This is a genomic window from Cuspidothrix issatschenkoi CHARLIE-1, from assembly GCF_002934005.1.
Lineage (GTDB): Bacteria > Cyanobacteriota > Cyanobacteriia > Cyanobacteriales > Nostocaceae > Cuspidothrix > Cuspidothrix issatschenkoi.
In genome coordinates this window covers 39,603-57,732 of sequence record NZ_PGEM01000021.1, presented here as the reverse complement: position 1 = coordinate 57,732, position 18,130 = coordinate 39,603, and the positions used below count along the sequence as shown (strand labels likewise).

The following is an 18,130-nucleotide window of genomic DNA, read 5'->3' as shown; positions in this document are numbered from 1 at the left end:
AGTTTCCGTTCCCGCTTCAGAATTAGAATACACTTCCGCCGATGAAGGGGATGAACAACGGTTTAAGAAAATGCTGGATAGGGTGGGTAAACCTATCATGATGTCAGCAGAAGCGGAAACTTCAGAAATTATTAGAAGAAGACTATTTGAATGGGATGCTGGGGCTGTGAGTGCGGATGGTAGGATTATATTACCAAAAGATGCGATCGCCACTTGCAACGAATACGCTGACTGGGTACTAGATCATCGTCAACAACTACCTAGTTGGTTTCCCCTGGATAATCCCCGTGAAGCCTTTTATGCTACCTATCCTTTCCATCCCTCAGTATTATCAGTATTTGAGCGCAAATGGCAAGTGTTACCCCGCTTTCAACGCACCAGGGGAGTATTGCGTTTATTAGCTTTGTGGGTTTCTCATGCCTATAAAGAAGGATACCAAGGCGCACACCGTGACCCTTTAATTACTTTAGGAACAGCACCCCTAGATGACCCACAATTTCGCGCTGCTGTTTTTGGACAATTAGGCGAAGATAGATTAGAAGGTGCAGTCACAACAGATATTTGTGGTAAAAAAGATTCCCATGCAGTCCGTTTGGATATGGTAGCTGACGACCAAATTAAAAAAGCACGACTGCACCGCAAAGTCACAACCACCATATTCTTTGAATCTAACGGTGGTATTCTCCGTACCGAATCTACTATCCCAGAAATTCGGTTAGCAGTAGCAGAACCATCTTTAGATATTGGTAATGTAGAAACAGTTTTAGAGACATTGGCAACAGATTGCTATTATTTATCAATAGAAAAAAATAAATATCGTTTTAGTCTGTCACCCAACTTAAATAAAATTTTAGCAGACCGTCGCGCCAATATTCAATCAGAAAGGATTACAGAAAGAGTCAAAGCCGAAATTCAAAAAGTTTTTACTTCTCATCCAGGAATTCAATTAATTGAATTTCCAGAAGTATCCAGTAAAATTACTAATCAGCCTGTTTTGAATTTAGCAATATTATCACCAGAACATTCTATGCAAGATAGTCAGACTCTAAAAATGATTGAGTCCATGACTAAAGAATGTGGTACATCCAACCGCACATTTAAAAGTGGAATAATTTGGGCAATTGCTGATACCGATGCCAGGTTAAGAGAAGAAGCGAGAAAAGTTTTAGCATGGGAAGATATTAACGATGAGGAAAAAGAAAGATTAGATGAAAACCAAAAACGTCAGTTAGGAGAAAATCTGAAAAAATGTGAATCTAATTTAAAAGAAAGCGTCTGGAATGCTTATAAATTTGTAGCTTTATTAGGGAAAGATAACAAAATCCGTGTCATAGATTTTGGTCAAGTAAACTCTACTCAGGCAGATAAATTAGTGAATTTAATTATCAACCGTTTACGCCAAAGTGATGACGTTATTGATACTATTAACCCTCGCTTTTTAAGTAGAAATTGGCCACCAGCATTTACAGAATGGAGTACCAAAGCTGTCCGCGATACCTTTTTTGCTTCACCACTGTTTCCCAGACTGTTGAATAGTGATGCTGTCAAAGATGCTATATCTCGCGGTGTCAAAGATGGAACTTTAGCTTATGTTGGTAAAAGTAATAATGGCTATCAACCCTTCTATTTTCAATGTAATCTTTCCGTTAGAGATGTAGAAATTTCTGAGGATATGTTCATCATTACTAAAGAAACAGCAGAGGCTTATCAAACAGCTTTAGCTGCAAATATTTCTATTCCTGAAAAGCCATCAATACCACCAGAAACTGGGGGAACTACTACTGACAACCCAGATAATAATAAAAGTGGTTCTACACCGATTCCAAATACTGTGGGAGAGAAAGCTGCACCCTATGATAGTAATACGAAAAAATTACAAGATGAACCGGAGATTATAACCCCAGTTGCATTACCAAAATTATTAAAGTGGAGTGGTGTAATTACACCGCAAAAATGGATGAATTTTTACACGAAAGTTTTATCTAAATTTGCAACTATCAAGGATTTGAAATTAACATTAAAAGTGGAGGTTTTAGTAGAGGGAGAAATAGCTACCCAAAAGATTGAAGAAACTAAAGTTGCACTGGCTGAATTAGGACTAAATAATGATGTTAAGACTGATATAGATTGAGTGAACTACCACACACTGACCTTCGGTACAGTGTGGGCTTCCCAATTCATCGGGAACAGCCTCTATAACTTTGTAGTTCTATTGGTCTGACATTCCCTCCAAGGGCAGAAGTCCTGATTCCCAAGACCCAAATCTTTCTCTTGTGACACTTACCTACTAGCTTGGTTTTCGCTTACGGCATTGGTGGTCAAGATTCTACAACTTTATCACGAAATTTTGGGAATTCTTCATCCATCTCATAGATAATATTTACAAAAAACCTCAACAGTTCGGCTTCGCTCACAGCTTACACCTCGTATTAGTTGAGAACGATTTCGGTTTTTCCCGCCTTATATCCCACCACTGATTTGGAGTACCAAATTCAGTGGGGGACTTACGGCGAATAGTTAAAAGATTCGCTTAAAAAACTCATGGCAGATGAACAAAAACGTGATTCAGTCACCAAACTAAAAAAATCAGGTGTCAATGTCAGCGAGGATAAATCTCATTTACAACACTTTGCTACACCAGGATTTGCTCAAGCTCAAGTCATGGCTAAAGTTGGCAAAAGTCAACTGGATGCCTCAAGCATCAAAGCGATCGCTGATTCAGTGTTGGAACAAGCCCAAAAAACCAAAGATGGGGACTTTAGCAGCATTGAAGTTATTCTTCACAGTCAGATAGCTATGCTCTCCACCTTGTCAAGCCACTTCATGAACAAGGCGATCGCTTTTGCTGTATCTATAATAGTTATTTATTCAAGTAAATACAAGGGTAATATCAGTACACACTACAAAAAATTTATGTAGCATTGTACCAATTTTGCCCTACTTTTGTCCTAATGCTGAACGCCAGAACATACTTTTTATACACTTTCCCACTACTTTTAATCCCACGACTGGAGGGATGGAAACTGTCTTGAGGATAAAAACAAAATCTATCCTTAGTTCGTGGCAGGGGCTAACGTCTTAACCCATCCTGACAACACAGATCCGCGACCAAATTCACCACCAATGGGTTCATACTTCTGATCCTGCTTATTCCATCGTTCATATTCGTAAAACACAACCTCCCAACCATCAACACCTTCATACACCATTACAACATCAGCGATGATGGGGGATATTTTATTGTAGTCCGGTATGGACTGCGGTTCTAACTGGATGCGATCGCCTACTTTAAAATCTCCCAATTGCATCTTTATAGATGGAGGTGCAGTAGGGGCGTTAGGTATATTTGTACTATTTTCTAAATTTGTCACAGTTGTCACAACAGCAGCAACACCACCATCAGCAACAGGTGTGACAGCCGAAAGACTATCTATATAAAGGTTTGAGGGTTTGTCACAGTTGTCACGCTTGTCACAGGGCGATTTTTTAACTCTATATATATGATCATTATTTATTGGATCGCTAGATGAATGATCATTGTGAGAATTTTCAAATTTCTCACTAAGCAATATTTTGCCCTGTGACAACTGTGACAACTGTGACAAGTCCTGTAATTCAGTCATAGCAAGCTTTTCGGCTGTCACACTCGCAACATTTTCGGCTGATGCTGCTGTTGTGACAACTGTGACAAAATCCTCCTCAAACTTGATTTTAAGTGTTTTTTCCTCCATAAAGGTATAAATAGCTTCTAAACCACCATTAATACAGAATTTTGGATTAACCCTATAACCGCCATCAGAAGTAGACACAAAAGTACAATCCTCAAAATTGTGAGGACTATAACGCCCTTGATCCTGTATATTCACCTTCACAGGAGTTAGGTGAACAAAAGCAGCCTCCGTCCTAAACCGTTGATTTGATCCTTTTACTCGCTGCTGTTTAGAGTTTTTAAAGAAAAACTCATCAACAGCACCCTTCATTCTGATTTTGAAGGTATTGGCACTCATCGCCCTATACCCAAACTGGTAGCAATAAGCTTTGTAATAGAAGTACATCGTATTGGTGCTGATGGGATTTTCAGTATCAGTAGGACGTAAGCAGCTATCAATAAAGCCCTTGATACTGTCAGAGGTGATCTCATGCTCGAACTTAATATTTTGAAGATCCTTGTCAAAATTCATGTACTCATGAATAATGCGATCTCGTTCCTTCGCATCCAAACCCATAGCCCAGCTAATAGCCTCCGCCTTACAATCAGCTAATTTTTGCTCTAGGTAATAATCTTTGTCTTTTTGGTTTAGGGGGTTAGTTTTCAAGATCAACGCCCGCCGCGCCCAGCCACCTTGGGCGTTCTCCACTCGGATCGGGTTCACCGATCCAACGGCAAATCTAGTATTAAATTTTTTCTGATAACCGTCATCTGAATACAACCGTCGCGCCCCTGACTCGCCATTATCAACCAACTCATAAAAAGTTTCTAATTCCCCACTAAAATCGCTGCTAACATCAGGGAATAGGCAAATGTCACAATCCCTCAAGAATTGGTGCAGCTTATCAGGATTGGAGATAATAGAAAAATTTTTCAGCGACATTTTGTTATGGAATAAAGAACTAATAAACCTTAATAGTGTTCCCTTCCCAGATCCCGACTTCCCAACTACATATAGGAAAATCCCATAAGGTGCAGATGGGTTTAAAAAAGTAGCCAAAACAGCCCTGATAATATCCAATTTATTCTCACCATACGCCTTACAAATAAATTGTTTAAGCACTTCAGGACAATCCGATCCGGGGTTATAGTCAACATCTAGCTTTGAAGTTAGTAATAGATCCTTTTGATGATCTAATAATTCCCCCGACCTCAAATCCAAAACACAATTATTAAAACATCTAAAAAACCTGTTATTAAGTCCTGTATTTTCATTGTGGTTATGAGCCTTTAATACACCATAGGTACTATCTATTTTAGGTTTAGTCACAAACCTAAAGTCTTTTTGGTATTCGTCCTCCGCTACTTTTTTCCAGGCAAAGCACTTTTCAAGTGTTAGTGATATAGTATGCCTTACATCATCTTCGGTTTTTCGTTGCCAGTACCCTTGTCCTGTGTAATTATAAAAACTGCCATTATTAGTAACCCAATCATCTTGAAAAATAGAGTTCTTAACGGCATTTTCCACAGTGGTATACAGCACTTCTATTTGATCATCTTCTGTATTAACTGGCGGCGTTGATTTGACTTTTTTAGGCTTATCTAGGGTATTGTCAACTGCTAGGGTTAATAGCGGTTTATCATCATCAACAATTTTTTGATAAGCCTCCGGGTTATGTTCCCTTACCAGTTCTTTGAATTGATCAAGATTAATAAACTCAACACTAGATAAATCAGGTAACTCATCAATATCATCTGCCTCCTTGCTGACTTGATTCCACCAACAAAATCTAGTCGAAAAACCTTGACTCTCAAAAAATTTATACTCCCTAACCCATTTAAGGGGTATCCCGCCGCTATTCAAAATGTCTCCTGCGTCAACAGCAAGATTAATGATTGTTGATTTTTCCCTAACCAGTGGCAGAAACTTAGCAGCATGATTTTCTGAAGAATGCCAGTATCTCCCTCCGCCTAACACTGGGAGATTATATTTTAGGTGAACAATTACTGGTTTTAGTTCATTCCCCTCAGTAACAAAAAAGCCATGATCAAATCTATTGTTATCACTGACTAAAACTGCTAACGGCTGCTCACCATCAATATGGTACTGCGTGTATTTTGGACTAGATACACAGGTATATCTTTGATCATTTTTTTTCTCTGTCAGTCGCACCTTAAAAGCTATTACCTGATCAAGTTGTTTAATAGGGGACAGGATACCCGCGCCACGTATAGCTAGGTTTTTTTTATCGTGGCGATATCCAGGTAAATTATCAGGCCAATCATTCCCCACTAACCTCTGGTTAGGCATAACCGACCGAAAACCCCAATTATCTATCTGTTGATCCGTTAGTCCCCTAACATTTTTTAGGTGAGTGCGATCGCTCTCACTGAGATTTAAGGTAGAAATAATCTTTCTATTCCACAAATCCCTATCTTCCCTACTCATAGCTGGTTTAGTAGGTTTAGGGGATTGTTTAACCGTAGTTTGGGAAGATTTATTAACCTTTACAAAAGTATGTGAACAATGGCTGCTCTTGTTAGATGTTGACTTGCAGCGATAACCATTAACGATATCCCCTATTTTAGCGGTACTCCTCCCGCATAAAAGCGTATTACCACTATCTGATATAGCGCATTTATCCTCCCCATTACAAATTTTGCAGGGTTTGTCTTTTGTAACAGTTTTTAATGGATCATTTTCCAGAACGGTCGTAGGCTCGGTAATAGGTGCTGTTACCCCATCCCCTGACTCGACCACACCCCAATCAGCAGGGTTAGGGATATATACTGTTTCTCGAATAGTTTTCCCACTTCTGGGACGACCAATGAAAGGGTTACTTTTTGTAGATTTTTCAAAACTGGCTACCATCTTTTAATCTCCTGTATTTTTGAAAGTTGCAGGAAAAAAGATGATCTAAAAAAATTTCGCTTGTAGTATTCCTATTTCGTGTGCTACACTACTATTATATTTAATAAGAATTTAAATATAAAATGTAAAGTAGTGAGCGGTCTAGGAGTCGTGTTATCGAGTAGGTGGTACTACTCGCACAGGTAAAACGATTTTTTAGATCCTCTTTTTTTTCTGCGTTTACTTTTTCAGTGTATCACTAATTTTTGTGTATGCAAACAGCTAAAACACCTGTAAAATATAGGTTTCAATTGTCAATACTGAAGCCATAAAGCGTTTTGACTTAACCTGCATTATTCCTTGAAAAGCCTTATATCATAAGAGTTTCAGCCTTGTATCCACTTTTTTGTAATATACTATGCCACAAGTGTAGTATGTACTTTTTGCTACCTCAAAAAAGCTTAAAATTGCCAAAAGTCTAGTATTATAGTGATATTTAATATAATACTGAGTAACTAAGAAACCCCGCAAATCTTGATGTACTATAAGTGCTACAGTGTAGTATGCTAGTGGTATAATAACAGTATTGTTATGTTTACCAAGGTCATGAGTACCAAAATCAATCAAGAAAATATCTATCAATTCCTCCTTTCCCCCGACTTTAAAAACTGGTTTATGGAACGGTTCGAGGGTGGCAAACTCAACCGACCTTACCAGCAATTTATGTATTCATTTAGCCGCTTTTTAGAACTCAAAGGAACATCTGCAAAACATCATTTTAAAGGTCGAAGCAACCCTAACTATCCTCCTTCATTTTACGAATACAGTAATTTTCTAGTGAATAAAACTCACGTTTAATAGGGTTATTAGGGCGACTTTCAGTAGGCAGGGTAAGAGCATCTCAATTAGGCTTGACAGAAGGGTTGAGAGGAATCTAAAGTAGAGTCAAGAAAACAACAACTGAGAACTTGAATCATATAGTTATTATCCATAGAAGTACGCTTCATTTTTTGTCGAAGACTACGCTTGTAAGTGTGTTCACGATTGAGAGCATTGAGAGCAATGCGTCGTAAAAGAGCAAAATTGCGGGGGCTGTTCCAAGAGCGAATACGACAAGAATCCTCAGCAAAAGTACAATCAAGAATCCAGTGAGCTTGGTTTTCAATCCCCCAGTGTTTACGGATAGCCCGACCTAAAAGTTGAGCATCACTGGGTAAAGAAGAGAGATAAAAGTGAACCTCTCTAGTGGTTTGATTCCAAAGACGACGCTCCCGGACAACCATGACAACACTTTGAAGTCCAGCCCAGATTTTGGGTTGATAAAGTTCACCCAGAGCCGAAATAGGAACAGACCAAACTTGACGGATTTCCGTGCGGTGATGTCCTTTTTCAATGCGGTGGTCATAACTAACATCAATGCCTTGAAAAGAGAGTGCAGATGCTGCTTCAAACCATTGTTTTACCTGATTGTGGAGAGTCGGGTGGTTTGCCTTGAGTGCTAAAACATAATCGGCTTTTTTATCAATAATCTTTTTAGCAATTTCTGTTTGAGTCCCCATGGCATCAATAGTGATGATAGATGTAGCGACCTGCAATACTAATCGGTCAAACCTGCAATCAAGGGATTTTCAAACCAGGATTAAATGCAACTATAATTACACTTGAGCCAGAATTAATTGCAACTGAACCAGGATTAAATGCAACCAACCTGCAATCATCCGTTTCAACCAGGATTATTTGCAACTGACCGAAACTCCTATTAAATCGTTATTGAGCAGTTTACTCAAAAAACGCTCCAACTGCTCAACGCCACTATTTGAACTTCAGCCAGGATTAATTGCAACTGAGAGTAAAAGAAACGACCGTTTTTTTAACCCCGATTATTACCATCAAGCCGAACCAGAACCAGAATCAAGTTTAGTAAAGAAACTCGGTAATTATATCAAAGGCAACATATACTGTGAGGTAACGAGTTTATTTACTTGTTGGGGTTCAAAGTATGTTGATAGGCTATGCCCGAATTTCAACAGATGACCAAAATCTGAACCTGCAAATGGATGCTTTGCAGCTTGCTGGTTGCGAGAAAATTTACTCCGACCGCACAAGCGGTGCCAAAGCAGAACGACCTGGACTCTCCTTAGCATTGGAAGTAGCACGGACTGGTGATGTTCTGGTGGTATGGCGGCTAGACCGCTTAGGAAGGTCCCTCAAAGATTTGATTGAAATGATGGAAACCTTAGATAAGCGAGGAATTGGGCTTTCGAGCTTGCAAGAATCCATCACCACCACGAATAACAGTGGTAGATTGATTTTCCATTTATTCGCTGCATTGGCTGAATTTGAACGCCACCTCATCCGGGAACGCACGACGGCTGGACTTGTAGCAGCGCGAGGGCGTGGTCATAGGGGAGGTAGACCAAAAGCCCTAGATCCAACTAAACGTCAATTAGCAGTAAGACTTTATACCGAAAAACAATACACAATTATTGAAATATGTAAGTTGATGGGAATTTCCAAACCAACGCTCTACAACTATATTGCAGAGATAAAAACTGAACATGGTACATAAGCAAATCCCTGTAGAGGCACTTATTAATTTACGCCACCGCCTCGACGGATTGCCCAGCCGTTGTCAAGAACGGCGAATTCTCATCGAAGAGACAGCAGCATTATATGGAGTGTCAACAGATACACTATATCGCGCCTTGCGTAACTCATCACGCCCCAAATCCATAAATCGCTCAGATAGCGGGACTCCCAGAAAACTTTCACTTGCGGAAATGGAACGTTACTGCGAGGTCATCGCGGCCATGAAAATCCGTACTAGTAACAAAAAAGGGCGACATATCTCCACAGTGCGGGCGATTGAACTGTTGGAGAACTTTGGCATGGAAACACCCGATGGTTTTGTCCAACCAGATAAAGGTGCGTTAACTAGAAGCACTGTCAATTATTACTTAAAAACCTGGGGGTATGATCAAGAACGCATGACCAGGCAACCGCCTGCGGTGCGTTTTCAAGCGGAGTACAGCAACGAATGTTGGCATTTCGACCTCAGCCCATCTGATTTAAAACACGTAAAACAGCCATCATGGGTAGAACCAGGCAGAGGTAATCCATTACTGATGCTTTATAGTATTGTTGATGACCGTAGTGGTTTATGTTATCAAGAATACCACTGTGTTTATGGGGAGGATGTAGAAGCTGCATTACGGTTCTTATTTAATGCGATGACAGCGAAAACAACCGACGGGTTTGCCTTTCAGGGGATTCCAGAGATGATTTATACGGATAATGGACCCATTGCGAAAAGCCACGTATTTCAAAATGTGATGGATTGCCTGAGAATCAATCTTGTTACTCATATGCCTGCGGGTAAAGATGGTCGCCGGGTAACAGCCCGCTCCAAAGGCAAAGTAGAAAGACCTTTTCGGACAGTTAAAGAAGCCCACGAGACTCTGTATCACTTTCACGAACCGGAAAGCGACATTGAAGCTAACTTATGGTTACGCCAATATTTGTTGCATTACAACGACAAACCACACCGCATAGAGCCGCATTCCCGGATGGAAGATTGGTTGCGAAATATACCTAAGTCTGGCTTACGTTCGATGTGTAGTTGGGAGCGATTCTGTACTTTTGCCCGCGAGCCACAACGCCGGAAAGTGGGAACGGATGCTAGGGTATCGGTAGAGGGTGTGGCTTATGAGGTAGAACCTGACTTGGCAGGAGAAACTGTCGTGCTATGGTGGGGTTTGTTTGACAACGAACTGTACGTAGAGAAAGAAGACCGTCGCTACGGACCATTTTACCCAGTTGACGGTCCTATTCCCTTACACCGCTACCGTAAATTTAAGAAAACTAAAACCGAAGAACGGGCAGATAAAATTGCCAATTTAGCTAAAAAGTTGGGTTTGCCACGAACTGCCTTGGACAAAAACGCGGATTTACAATTTCTGGTGGATAAGTATAAGGAATTGGAGCCGACTGTTACACCTTTTAATGACCCTGACCCATACCAAGAATTTACTTATCCGACTGTATTGTTTGCTAAGAGAGCAATTTCTGAACAACTGGCTAAACCTTTGGCTAAATTGTCTCCTGAACAGTTGGCATTCATTGATGCGCTGCTGGCTGAGACTCTGAATAAAAAAGCGATTATTGAACGAGTGCGGCAATATTTCCGCTCAAATAAAGGAGAGGAACAAAATGCTCACTGAAGTCATGGAACACTTTCGGTTACTCAGGGAGTTCCGCAAGGCTGGCTACTACGAGACAGAACACCAAAAACAATTGTTTAAGGATATTAAAGTCGCAATCCATTCAGGAAAGCTGGTTGCCATTACGGGAATTATCGGGTGTGGCAAGACGACGACTTTACGACGTTTGTTTGAGGTTTTGGAGAAAGAAGGCAAGATTTTAGTCTCAAAATCGCTTTCTGTTGATAAAAACCGAGCGACGCTGCCAACACTGATTGCTGCCTTATTTTACGATTTATCAACAGATAAGGAAATTAAAATTCCTGCACTTGGGGAAAAACGAGAACGAGAACTGCGTGATCTGATTAGAAAAGGTAAGAAGCCTGTGGCGTTGTTTGTGGATGAGGCTCACGACTTACATTACAGTACCCTCACAGGACTAAAACGTTTAATTGAGGTAGTTGAAGACGGTGGTGGTACGCTCTCAGCAGTAAACCAAAAAGTTTTTCCAAAAGAGTAATTTTTACGGAGTAATGACGCTATTGTTACAGACGCAGCAGGTATTACCAACAAAAGAAGAGGGATATTTATGTGCTATATAATACTAAATACATAAGAAATAGTTATAACAATTTGCAGTGGGTCAAAATATGAAATGATGAACGTAGTGTGTAGCATATTGGCTGAAAAAATTGACTGTTTCATCTCTAACAAAAGCCACGCAGGGCAAGTCTACAGAAGAACTCGTTTTAACCGACACAGAAACTCTTGATGAGGTTATTCAATGTTTAGTAGAAAATTTTTCGATTGAAACGCAAGGAGCCTGTGACCAACAAACTTTATTCGAGATTCTGGTCAAAGCAGCCAGCACTGGAGATAGTATCGAAAACACAGCTAAATTGTTAAAAAATATTCCGACAGCTAATGATATTAGATACCATTTAAATAAAATTAACAATTTTGAGGAATTAGAAGCGCAAATAAATCAAGCATTAAAAAGTCGAATTCCTTTAGGATTAAAAAAGGGGTGTTTGAAAATAGCGATTGATTTAAATTTAATTTGCTATTATGGTAAACCAACATCATCAGAATTACCCTACATATATCGAAGTGAAGCTAAATCTGGTACTAATTCATTTTATGCCTATGCCAGTTTATACGTTATTAGTAATAATAAGCGTGTAACCCTGGCAATAAGAGGTGTTCGCCAATTAGATACTAGTGTGGCTTTAATTACTTATTTATTAGCCGAACTTGAATCCCTAAAAATAAATGTAAAAAAACTCTATTTGGATAGGGGATTTTTTAATACTCCTGTAATTAGATGGTTACAGGCATTAGATATTCCCTTTCTTATGCCTGCTATCAAGACTGGAAAAAAAGGAGGAATCAAACAATTTATCAAGGGTAAAAAAAGTTATAAAACTACCTATACCATTACAAGAGATAAAGATGATTTCGTCACATTTGATTTATGGATTGTCTGTAAATATAGAAAGGGAAAGCATAAAAAGCATGGAGTTCAATATTTTGTTTATGTTGCTTATAAGGTAAAAACAAATTTAAATTACATCTATCAAGATTATCGAAAAAGGTTTGGCATTGAAACTAGTTATCGTCTGAAAAATATTTGTCGAATTAAGACGAATAACAAAAATCCAGTCTTGAGATTACTATTCGTTGGAATATCCTTTCTTCTAGTTAACATCTGGGTGAATCTACTATGGCTCAAAATCAGTCGGAAAAGGAAAGGTAGTAGATTAATTTATCGCACACTTTTTACACTCAAACAGATGTTAGCCTTTTTATCTCAAGCCCTACAGAGGAAATATCAAATCGTTGAAAGCATTTATATTCCATCCGGTTAGCGTCAAGAAATTATTAACCAGCTAATCATAAGTAATTATTATCTATACTATGTCTGCTGATTAAGTATTGGGAATCAAAAAGTATTCTATACTGCACAGTATTTGGCGATCTCCCTTCAGGAAAAAACTTTTTGGTTTACTGCTCAGTGGTGTTGGCTGGTCATCCTAAGCTGAAAAATGATTTGCGCCGTCCAACTATGGAAGAAATTGGCTATCGGGCAACTGTCTTTTCTTTGGAGGGTATTGTTGGTAGCCAAAAAGAATATATTGAATGGTTGGTATCTAAATGTACTACTGAAGATACTCAAACAAGTGACATATTGGAACCGGATGCTATTGACTTACTTGCCACGCGGCTGAGGACACCATTGCAAATTGAGCAACATTTGACACTAGCTTTCGAGGCTGCATACCTCTTTGGAGAAAAAACTGTTACCACAGCGATTATTGAGTCGATTTTATCTAAGCAAATTGACGATTTGGAACCCACCTTAACCCGGCATGGCTACGATGTAAGAGGCTTGGCGGAACAGTTCAATGCCAAACCTGCGGAAATTAAATTGCTGTTTCGCGGACAACTTGACCCAGCGCGCTCTCGTGAATTACACGAGCAAATGCTGGCGGCGGGACTGCCACTTTGAGCAGATTGAAACTGCGATAAAAATGTCAGTATTTATAGTTGCAAATAATCCTGGTTGAAACGGATGATTGCAGGTTGGTTGCATTTAATCCTGGTTCAGTTGCAATTAATTCTGGTTCAAATGAAATTATAGTTGCAAATAATCCTGGTTTGAAAATCCCTTGATTGCAGGTTTGACTGATTAGTATTGCAGGTCGCTACAGATAGAGCCTTTGATATCTAGTAATTCTAATAATGCGGGGATAGCTGTAATCTCATTCGATTTGTCTTCTACCTTCATCTGTGCCAAGACCAAATTCTGTTCACTTGCCCAGGCACTAACAACGTGCAATGCTGATTTACCTTGATTTCGGTCGTAAGAACCCCTGATGGTCTTTCCATCTATGGGAATTATCTCTCCCCCCATGTTTGTGACTAGGGTTTCTATCCATCTGCTGAAACAACGATTTAATTCTTCTGGTTTGATGAACTCAAATACCCTTCGGAATGTGTCATCTGAGGGGATGCCATTTGCTAGTTCTAAAAACTCTTCCAACCACTCCTGCTTACTGATGCCATAGTTCTCTATATCTTCCCATCCTTGCGCTCCTCCTATTACTGCCAGAATTGCAATCACCAGGATATCTGTCAGTTTATGTTTTTTTGTTCGTTCTACTCTTGGATCTTTGATGTCTCCAAAATTCTCTACTAAACTCTGTTGAATTGCTTCTATTGATGCCACCTTTGCAGGTTGTGCCTGACGACGATTTCTCTTTTTGGTATCACTTGATTTAGTTTCAAATCCTGCTGACATAAACTTCCTTTCCTGGTTTCTATGGGCGAGTCTATTGTTTTGTTCTCACTTCTTTTGCCCTCATGTCAAGTGTTTTTTTTATTTCCCTTCTTTATGCTTATTTTTGCTCTTTTGTCAAGTCACTCCTGATACCAAATTAGATGAGCTTACCCTGTTTCAGTAGGCTTACCTAACCATTCATTTCCGTAATCCAAAATTTTGGCTACGCTTTGTTGATTGCTATCTATTGCTCTTTTACCAGCTTCAAATAATTCTTCACTATTCCATACATCAAAAACAATTGTACGTTTGATAGAACTATTACCATAAAAGTAATTTACTTTTACAAAAATGCTAAAATACTTAGAGTCCATGTTTTCATTATTCTCCTTTGTTTCTATTATATTCCATGACTGTATATCCCATGACTGAACATCAAAATCAGGAGCATCTAAAACCTCTTTAGAAAAACAGTTTAATTTTTTCATCTCGTTAACATTATTTTCTTTCCATGCTTTTAAATATTTATTGGTACTTCTTTCGGGTGTATCTGCAAGAAAAACTTTAAATAAACTAAACCCTATTATTCCAACTAAACACAGAAAAAAAATACCTAATGTAATTTGAATTTTTGAGAATTTATAATTATCTAAGAACTTCATTTTTAACCTCCTGAAACAATACGCTAATATAATTCAGCAATTAACATCTCGATTAATTTTCAGGGGTAGGTACTACTCCCTATCGCTTTTTATAACAGAAATTAAGCTGATTTTGGACAGCAATTCTCATTTTGAAACGAGTTTCCGCCATTTCAGCAAACCCCGAATTTGTTAAGAATTGTAAAACCCTATGAATGTAAGGGTTTAAATGTCATGAAACCTTAAAATGAGAATTGCTGCTAGACCGGGGCGCACCTATCCATCTAGTTAGTTAAAGTTTAGGACACGCTTCCGTTGCTACTACCAGCCGCTATTTACACGCTAAACCATTAGATTGTAGTAGTCTATATTTAGGTTGATTAATTGGTAATGGTTTGGGACAATGACAGAAATGCCTAAACGATTAACTCATATTAGTGCTTTCTTTCTGCATTACATTGACGATGCACTAAACGGGCATTTTCTGGAACAGTTTTTCCACCTCTCCAGTAATGCTTTTCATGATCTAATACGGCATCATTAATAAGACTAACCTTCTGTCCACAAATCTGGCAAGTAGAATTTTGATTAAATAGTTCTTCCTTTAATTTTCGAGAAAAACATCTTTGTGAGTCATTAGGAGAAGAAGTTTTCATTACCTCAGCAAGTCTTTGTTTCCAAACAGTAAAGGAGTAATCAATACGCTGGATATCTCCAGTATGTAAGGAAACACAGTTCACCCATTTGTCATCTGTTGATATCATATCAAGATATTCTTCAAAAATTAAATCAGCACCCCGTGTTATAGCACTCAATTCATAATCAACAAAAGAGACAGTTATAACCTGAAAAATTGAAGCATTAATTTGATTCGCCCAACTGCCTCTTTCTGTTCTCAATCTAAATGCCTGATTACCAAACACAGTGTAGGATGCCTTTATTGATTTTTTAAAGGCATCTCTAAAGTCCAATAATTTATCTTCTGAAGGGTTACGATAAGTATCTAGAAATTCATTAAGAAAGTTTTTCATCCCTCTTTTAGCATTTCTGTAATTTACTTGAAAGAAAGCCAAAAATCTTAAAACCAAGCCTCTGTCTTTCATTCTTTTATCTAAATTTTTTTGATTAAGACAGTCAAGAAATTCTTGGTTTCTTGACAACTCTTTAATTAAATTATTTAGACTACCACTATACAAACAATTCCTGATTTCCATCTCATTTAAAACAACACCTCCCGTATTAAGACGTTCAAAAATCATGAATTTTAATATTTTATTTGTTTCTTTTGGTAGCTCAAATGCTCTCATTGTAGAGTCTTCTAGATGGTTTTGATAACCTTGGGGAAGATCACCGAATTTATACCCGTTAAATTCACCAAGAACCTCTAAGCCTCTTAGTGAATATTGATTATCAAAGAAATTAAAAACTGAAGTAAGTCTTTGTAATCCATCAATTACTTCTCTATTACCAGACTCATTAAACGCAATATATATAACAGGCACAGGTAGTCCAATCAAGAATGATTCAATTAATTTTGAGGCTTTTTTTACATCCCATACATATTCTCGCTGCCATTCTGGATTAATAATTAATCGCTTTTGCCTATACCATCTGTGATATTCTATAAGGCTACGATCACTTTTTTCTAAAGAAACACTCTGTGGTTCTAAAAAACTATCACCTTCATCAGCCCCCCCTAATTCGACAGTCTGTATACCATTACTAAATTCAACACCAGCGGCCGCCAACACCTTTTCCCATTCTTCTACAGTGATTTGATAATTAGTAGATTGAGGTTGACGAATTACTAACAAATTCTTTAGAAACTCATCATTTTTTAATGATTCTCTTGAGATTGGTGAATCTAAAAGTTTATGAGTAAATTGAATCATAGCAAAATGTTTATTCTTATCTAAAAAAGTCTTCTCATCTTTTATCCAGTAATCAATATCTGGTGGATTAATTATTGTTTTTGGAGTATCTATAAGTTTAGCTATTGCATAGATTCCAGCTTTTTTACCAGAAATCCAAAGTAAAACTCCATCACCTATAGACATCTGATTACCAAAACGACTTACCATCCAAAGCATTTGATCTAAATCTTGTATAGCGTCAATAATTCGATAGAATTGGGGATTACCTTGAAACAACCAATAAGCCATCTGTTTTGTACTCTCTAATACGTCATAGCTATTTATAATACAAAAAGATTCGTTATACATAGCTATTGTGATACTTATCTTAAAATTATAAGAAGTATCCTTACTACTAATCAAAATCGCTACTCTACAAGGAAGATACGGTTTAGAGTCACGTCAAGCGGTATATGACAGAATCAACGGACTGGACATTGATTGGTGTTACCCCAAGGGCAGGTAAGGATGAAATGACCTTTGTATGGGGTAGCTTCACCTTCACCAAAGCGGGGAAGCTGGGTAATCAAATGGGATGGTTGGTTAGTAAGACTTTGGGTTAGTCTTTTGATTTAATACCTAAAATTTTTCTCTTTTTTACGCTTGTGTCTATAAATCCGCAAAGATATCATGCTGTTCTTGAAAAAGCCTCTCTGTGTGGGATAAACCTAAATCTTTTGCCAATAAATCAATACCGTCAATAATTTTGGGGATCTGTGCTTTATCAACTTGTAGTCCAACAAAAAATTTTTCTCTGTAACCTGGTCTTGACTGAAAGCGTTTAATCGCTTTTTTTAAAGGTCGCATCACTTCATAAGCGATTTCAGCCTTATCAATTGATACTTGAGGGATTGGAGATTGCAACCTGAGAACTGCTAGATCAATTAAATCTCTCGCCTCAACACTATCATCCATGTAGCGGTCAGAATTTGACAGCAGTTTAGAGGTAAAACAGTCATTGATACTTAAACAGGGAACAGGCGACCATTCAGGATATCTTGGTGGGTCTAGTTGAAAACGAGTTTCCGCAATAATTTCTGTTTTTATAGGGGTATTATCTACACAAACAACCATTCTTATCCCATATTGGTCAGTCGTAGCACGTCCAATTTGGATTTTACTCAAATCACGAAATAATGCTTCATGACCACCCTCAAAGACCACTGTACGGAGGTATTTATAACCTTGTGTACCAACGGAAGCAAGAAAATCAATATCCTTACTCCATCGGTATTCTTGAAAATCAAGTGCAAGGAGAGTTCCACCACCGAAGTAAGCAGAAACCTCTTTTAGTACCTCAGAATCTAAACACTCAAGAATCGTGAGAATTTTATTGTGGTGTTCTAACCTGAAGGTCATAAGGCAACTTGTACCCAGGATTTATACCTTATAGCAAGGTTTTTTAGGAAATCAAGTTCTTCACCCTCAAGATTATTAAATAAGTCGTGATATCGCCAACCACGCTCATAGCGACTTAGCATTTCTTCTGGAGTAAACCGATAGACATCTGCTGTTTGCCAACAGATTGACTCCAAAAAAGGTAGTTTTTTGGGGACATTCATTGGGTCAGTTGTTGGTGCTGCGGTTGCCATAACTC

14 protein-coding genes and 2 pseudogenes are annotated in these 18,130 nt (G+C 38.4%); 9 read left to right on the top strand and 7 right to left on the bottom strand.

Annotated elements, in window-relative coordinates; all coding sequences use genetic code 11:
• Both CUN59_RS03020 and CUN59_RS03015 read left to right on the top strand, forming a co-directional pair.
• On the top strand, positions 1-2,131 hold a 2,131-nt coding region (locus CUN59_RS03020; RefSeq protein WP_104386435.1), incomplete at its 5' end, for an AAA family ATPase.
• Positions 2,132-2,541: 410 nt separating this feature from the next.
• Positions 2,542-2,919 (top strand): hypothetical protein, encoded by a 378-nt coding sequence (locus CUN59_RS03015; RefSeq protein ID WP_243406855.1) that lies wholly within the window; start codon positions 2,542-2,544, stop codon positions 2,917-2,919.
• A 134-nt stretch (positions 2,920-3,053) separates the two neighbouring features.
• Here CUN59_RS03015 and CUN59_RS03010 read toward each other — a convergent pair whose 3' ends face one another.
• Positions 3,054-6,521, bottom strand: a complete 3,468-nt coding sequence (locus CUN59_RS03010; RefSeq protein ID WP_104386434.1) for a primase-like DNA-binding domain-containing protein — start codon at positions 6,519-6,521, stop codon at positions 3,054-3,056.
• 585 nt (positions 6,522-7,106) lie between these two features.
• Here CUN59_RS03010 and CUN59_RS21040 point away from each other — a divergent pair.
• A complete protein-coding gene (locus tag CUN59_RS21040) occupies positions 7,107-7,358 on the top strand; it encodes a hypothetical protein (RefSeq protein ID WP_133163993.1) in 252 nt (83 codons plus the stop codon).
• Positions 7,359-7,405: 47 nt separating this feature from the next.
• Here CUN59_RS21040 and CUN59_RS03000 read toward each other — a convergent pair.
• A pseudogene (locus tag CUN59_RS03000) lies at positions 7,406-8,098 on the bottom strand (ISAs1 family transposase); the annotation flags it as partial.
• Positions 8,099-8,499: 401 nt separating this feature from the next.
• Here CUN59_RS03000 and CUN59_RS02995 point away from each other — a divergent pair.
• The 5 genes from CUN59_RS02995 to CUN59_RS02975 all read left to right on the top strand — a co-directional run bounded on the left by CUN59_RS02995 (position 8,500) and on the right by CUN59_RS02975 (position 13,208).
• Positions 8,500-9,069, top strand: coding sequence for a recombinase family protein (locus CUN59_RS02995; protein WP_104386432.1), 570 nt, complete (start codon positions 8,500-8,502; stop codon positions 9,067-9,069).
• A gap of 4 nt (positions 9,070-9,073) precedes the next feature.
• Positions 9,074-10,720: a DDE-type integrase/transposase/recombinase gene (locus CUN59_RS02990; protein WP_104386440.1), complete on the top strand. Its 1,647-nt coding sequence runs from the start codon at positions 9,074-9,076 to the stop codon at positions 10,718-10,720.
• On the top strand, positions 10,710-11,219 hold the full coding sequence (locus CUN59_RS02985; RefSeq protein ID WP_243406854.1) for an AAA family ATPase: 510 nt from the start codon (positions 10,710-10,712) through the stop codon (positions 11,217-11,219). The genes CUN59_RS02990 and CUN59_RS02985 overlap by 11 nt, the downstream gene beginning before the upstream one ends.
• 172 nt (positions 11,220-11,391) lie before the next feature.
• Complete coding sequence (locus CUN59_RS02980; protein ID WP_104386431.1) at positions 11,392-12,567, top strand: ISH3 family transposase; 1,176 nt, start codon at positions 11,392-11,394, stop codon at positions 12,565-12,567.
• A gap of 131 nt (positions 12,568-12,698) precedes the next feature.
• A complete protein-coding gene (locus tag CUN59_RS02975) occupies positions 12,699-13,208 on the top strand; it encodes a hypothetical protein (RefSeq protein WP_243406853.1) in 510 nt (169 codons plus the stop codon).
• 201 nt (positions 13,209-13,409) lie between these two features.
• Here the strand turns inward: CUN59_RS02975 and CUN59_RS02970 are convergent.
• The 3 genes and pseudogenes from CUN59_RS02970 to CUN59_RS02955 form a co-directional block, all read right to left on the bottom strand.
• Positions 13,410-14,000, bottom strand: a pseudogene (locus CUN59_RS02970) (ISAs1 family transposase); the annotation flags it as partial.
• Between the two features lie 146 nt (positions 14,001-14,146).
• Positions 14,147-14,641 (bottom strand): hypothetical protein, encoded by a 495-nt coding sequence (locus CUN59_RS02965; protein ID WP_104386430.1) that lies wholly within the window; start codon positions 14,639-14,641, stop codon positions 14,147-14,149.
• 413 nt (positions 14,642-15,054) lie between these two features.
• Positions 15,055-16,842 carry a GmrSD restriction endonuclease domain-containing protein gene (locus tag CUN59_RS02955; protein ID WP_133163992.1) on the bottom strand — a complete coding sequence of 596 codons (1,788 nt, stop codon included), beginning with the start codon at positions 16,840-16,842 and terminating at the stop codon, positions 15,055-15,057.
• 104 nt (positions 16,843-16,946) lie between these two features.
• On the opposite strand from CUN59_RS02955, the gene CUN59_RS21300 reads away from it, so the two are divergent.
• The gene (locus tag CUN59_RS21300; protein WP_165790147.1) at positions 16,947-17,096 is read left to right on the top strand and encodes a hypothetical protein; all 150 of its coding nucleotides are present in this window, start codon (positions 16,947-16,949) and stop codon (positions 17,094-17,096) included.
• Between the two features lie 46 nt (positions 17,097-17,142).
• Here the strand turns inward: CUN59_RS21300 and CUN59_RS02950 are convergent, their stop codons facing one another.
• Together CUN59_RS02950 and CUN59_RS02945 are read right to left on the bottom strand one after the other, a co-directional pair.
• Complete coding sequence (locus CUN59_RS02950; protein WP_104386428.1) at positions 17,143-17,892, bottom strand: nucleotidyl transferase AbiEii/AbiGii toxin family protein; 750 nt, start codon at positions 17,890-17,892, stop codon at positions 17,143-17,145.
• Positions 17,889-18,125, bottom strand: coding sequence for a hypothetical protein (locus CUN59_RS02945; RefSeq protein ID WP_190370881.1), 237 nt, complete (start codon positions 18,123-18,125; stop codon positions 17,889-17,891). The genes CUN59_RS02950 and CUN59_RS02945 overlap by 4 nt, the downstream gene beginning before the upstream one ends.
• Positions 18,126-18,130: the final 5 nt, after the last annotated feature.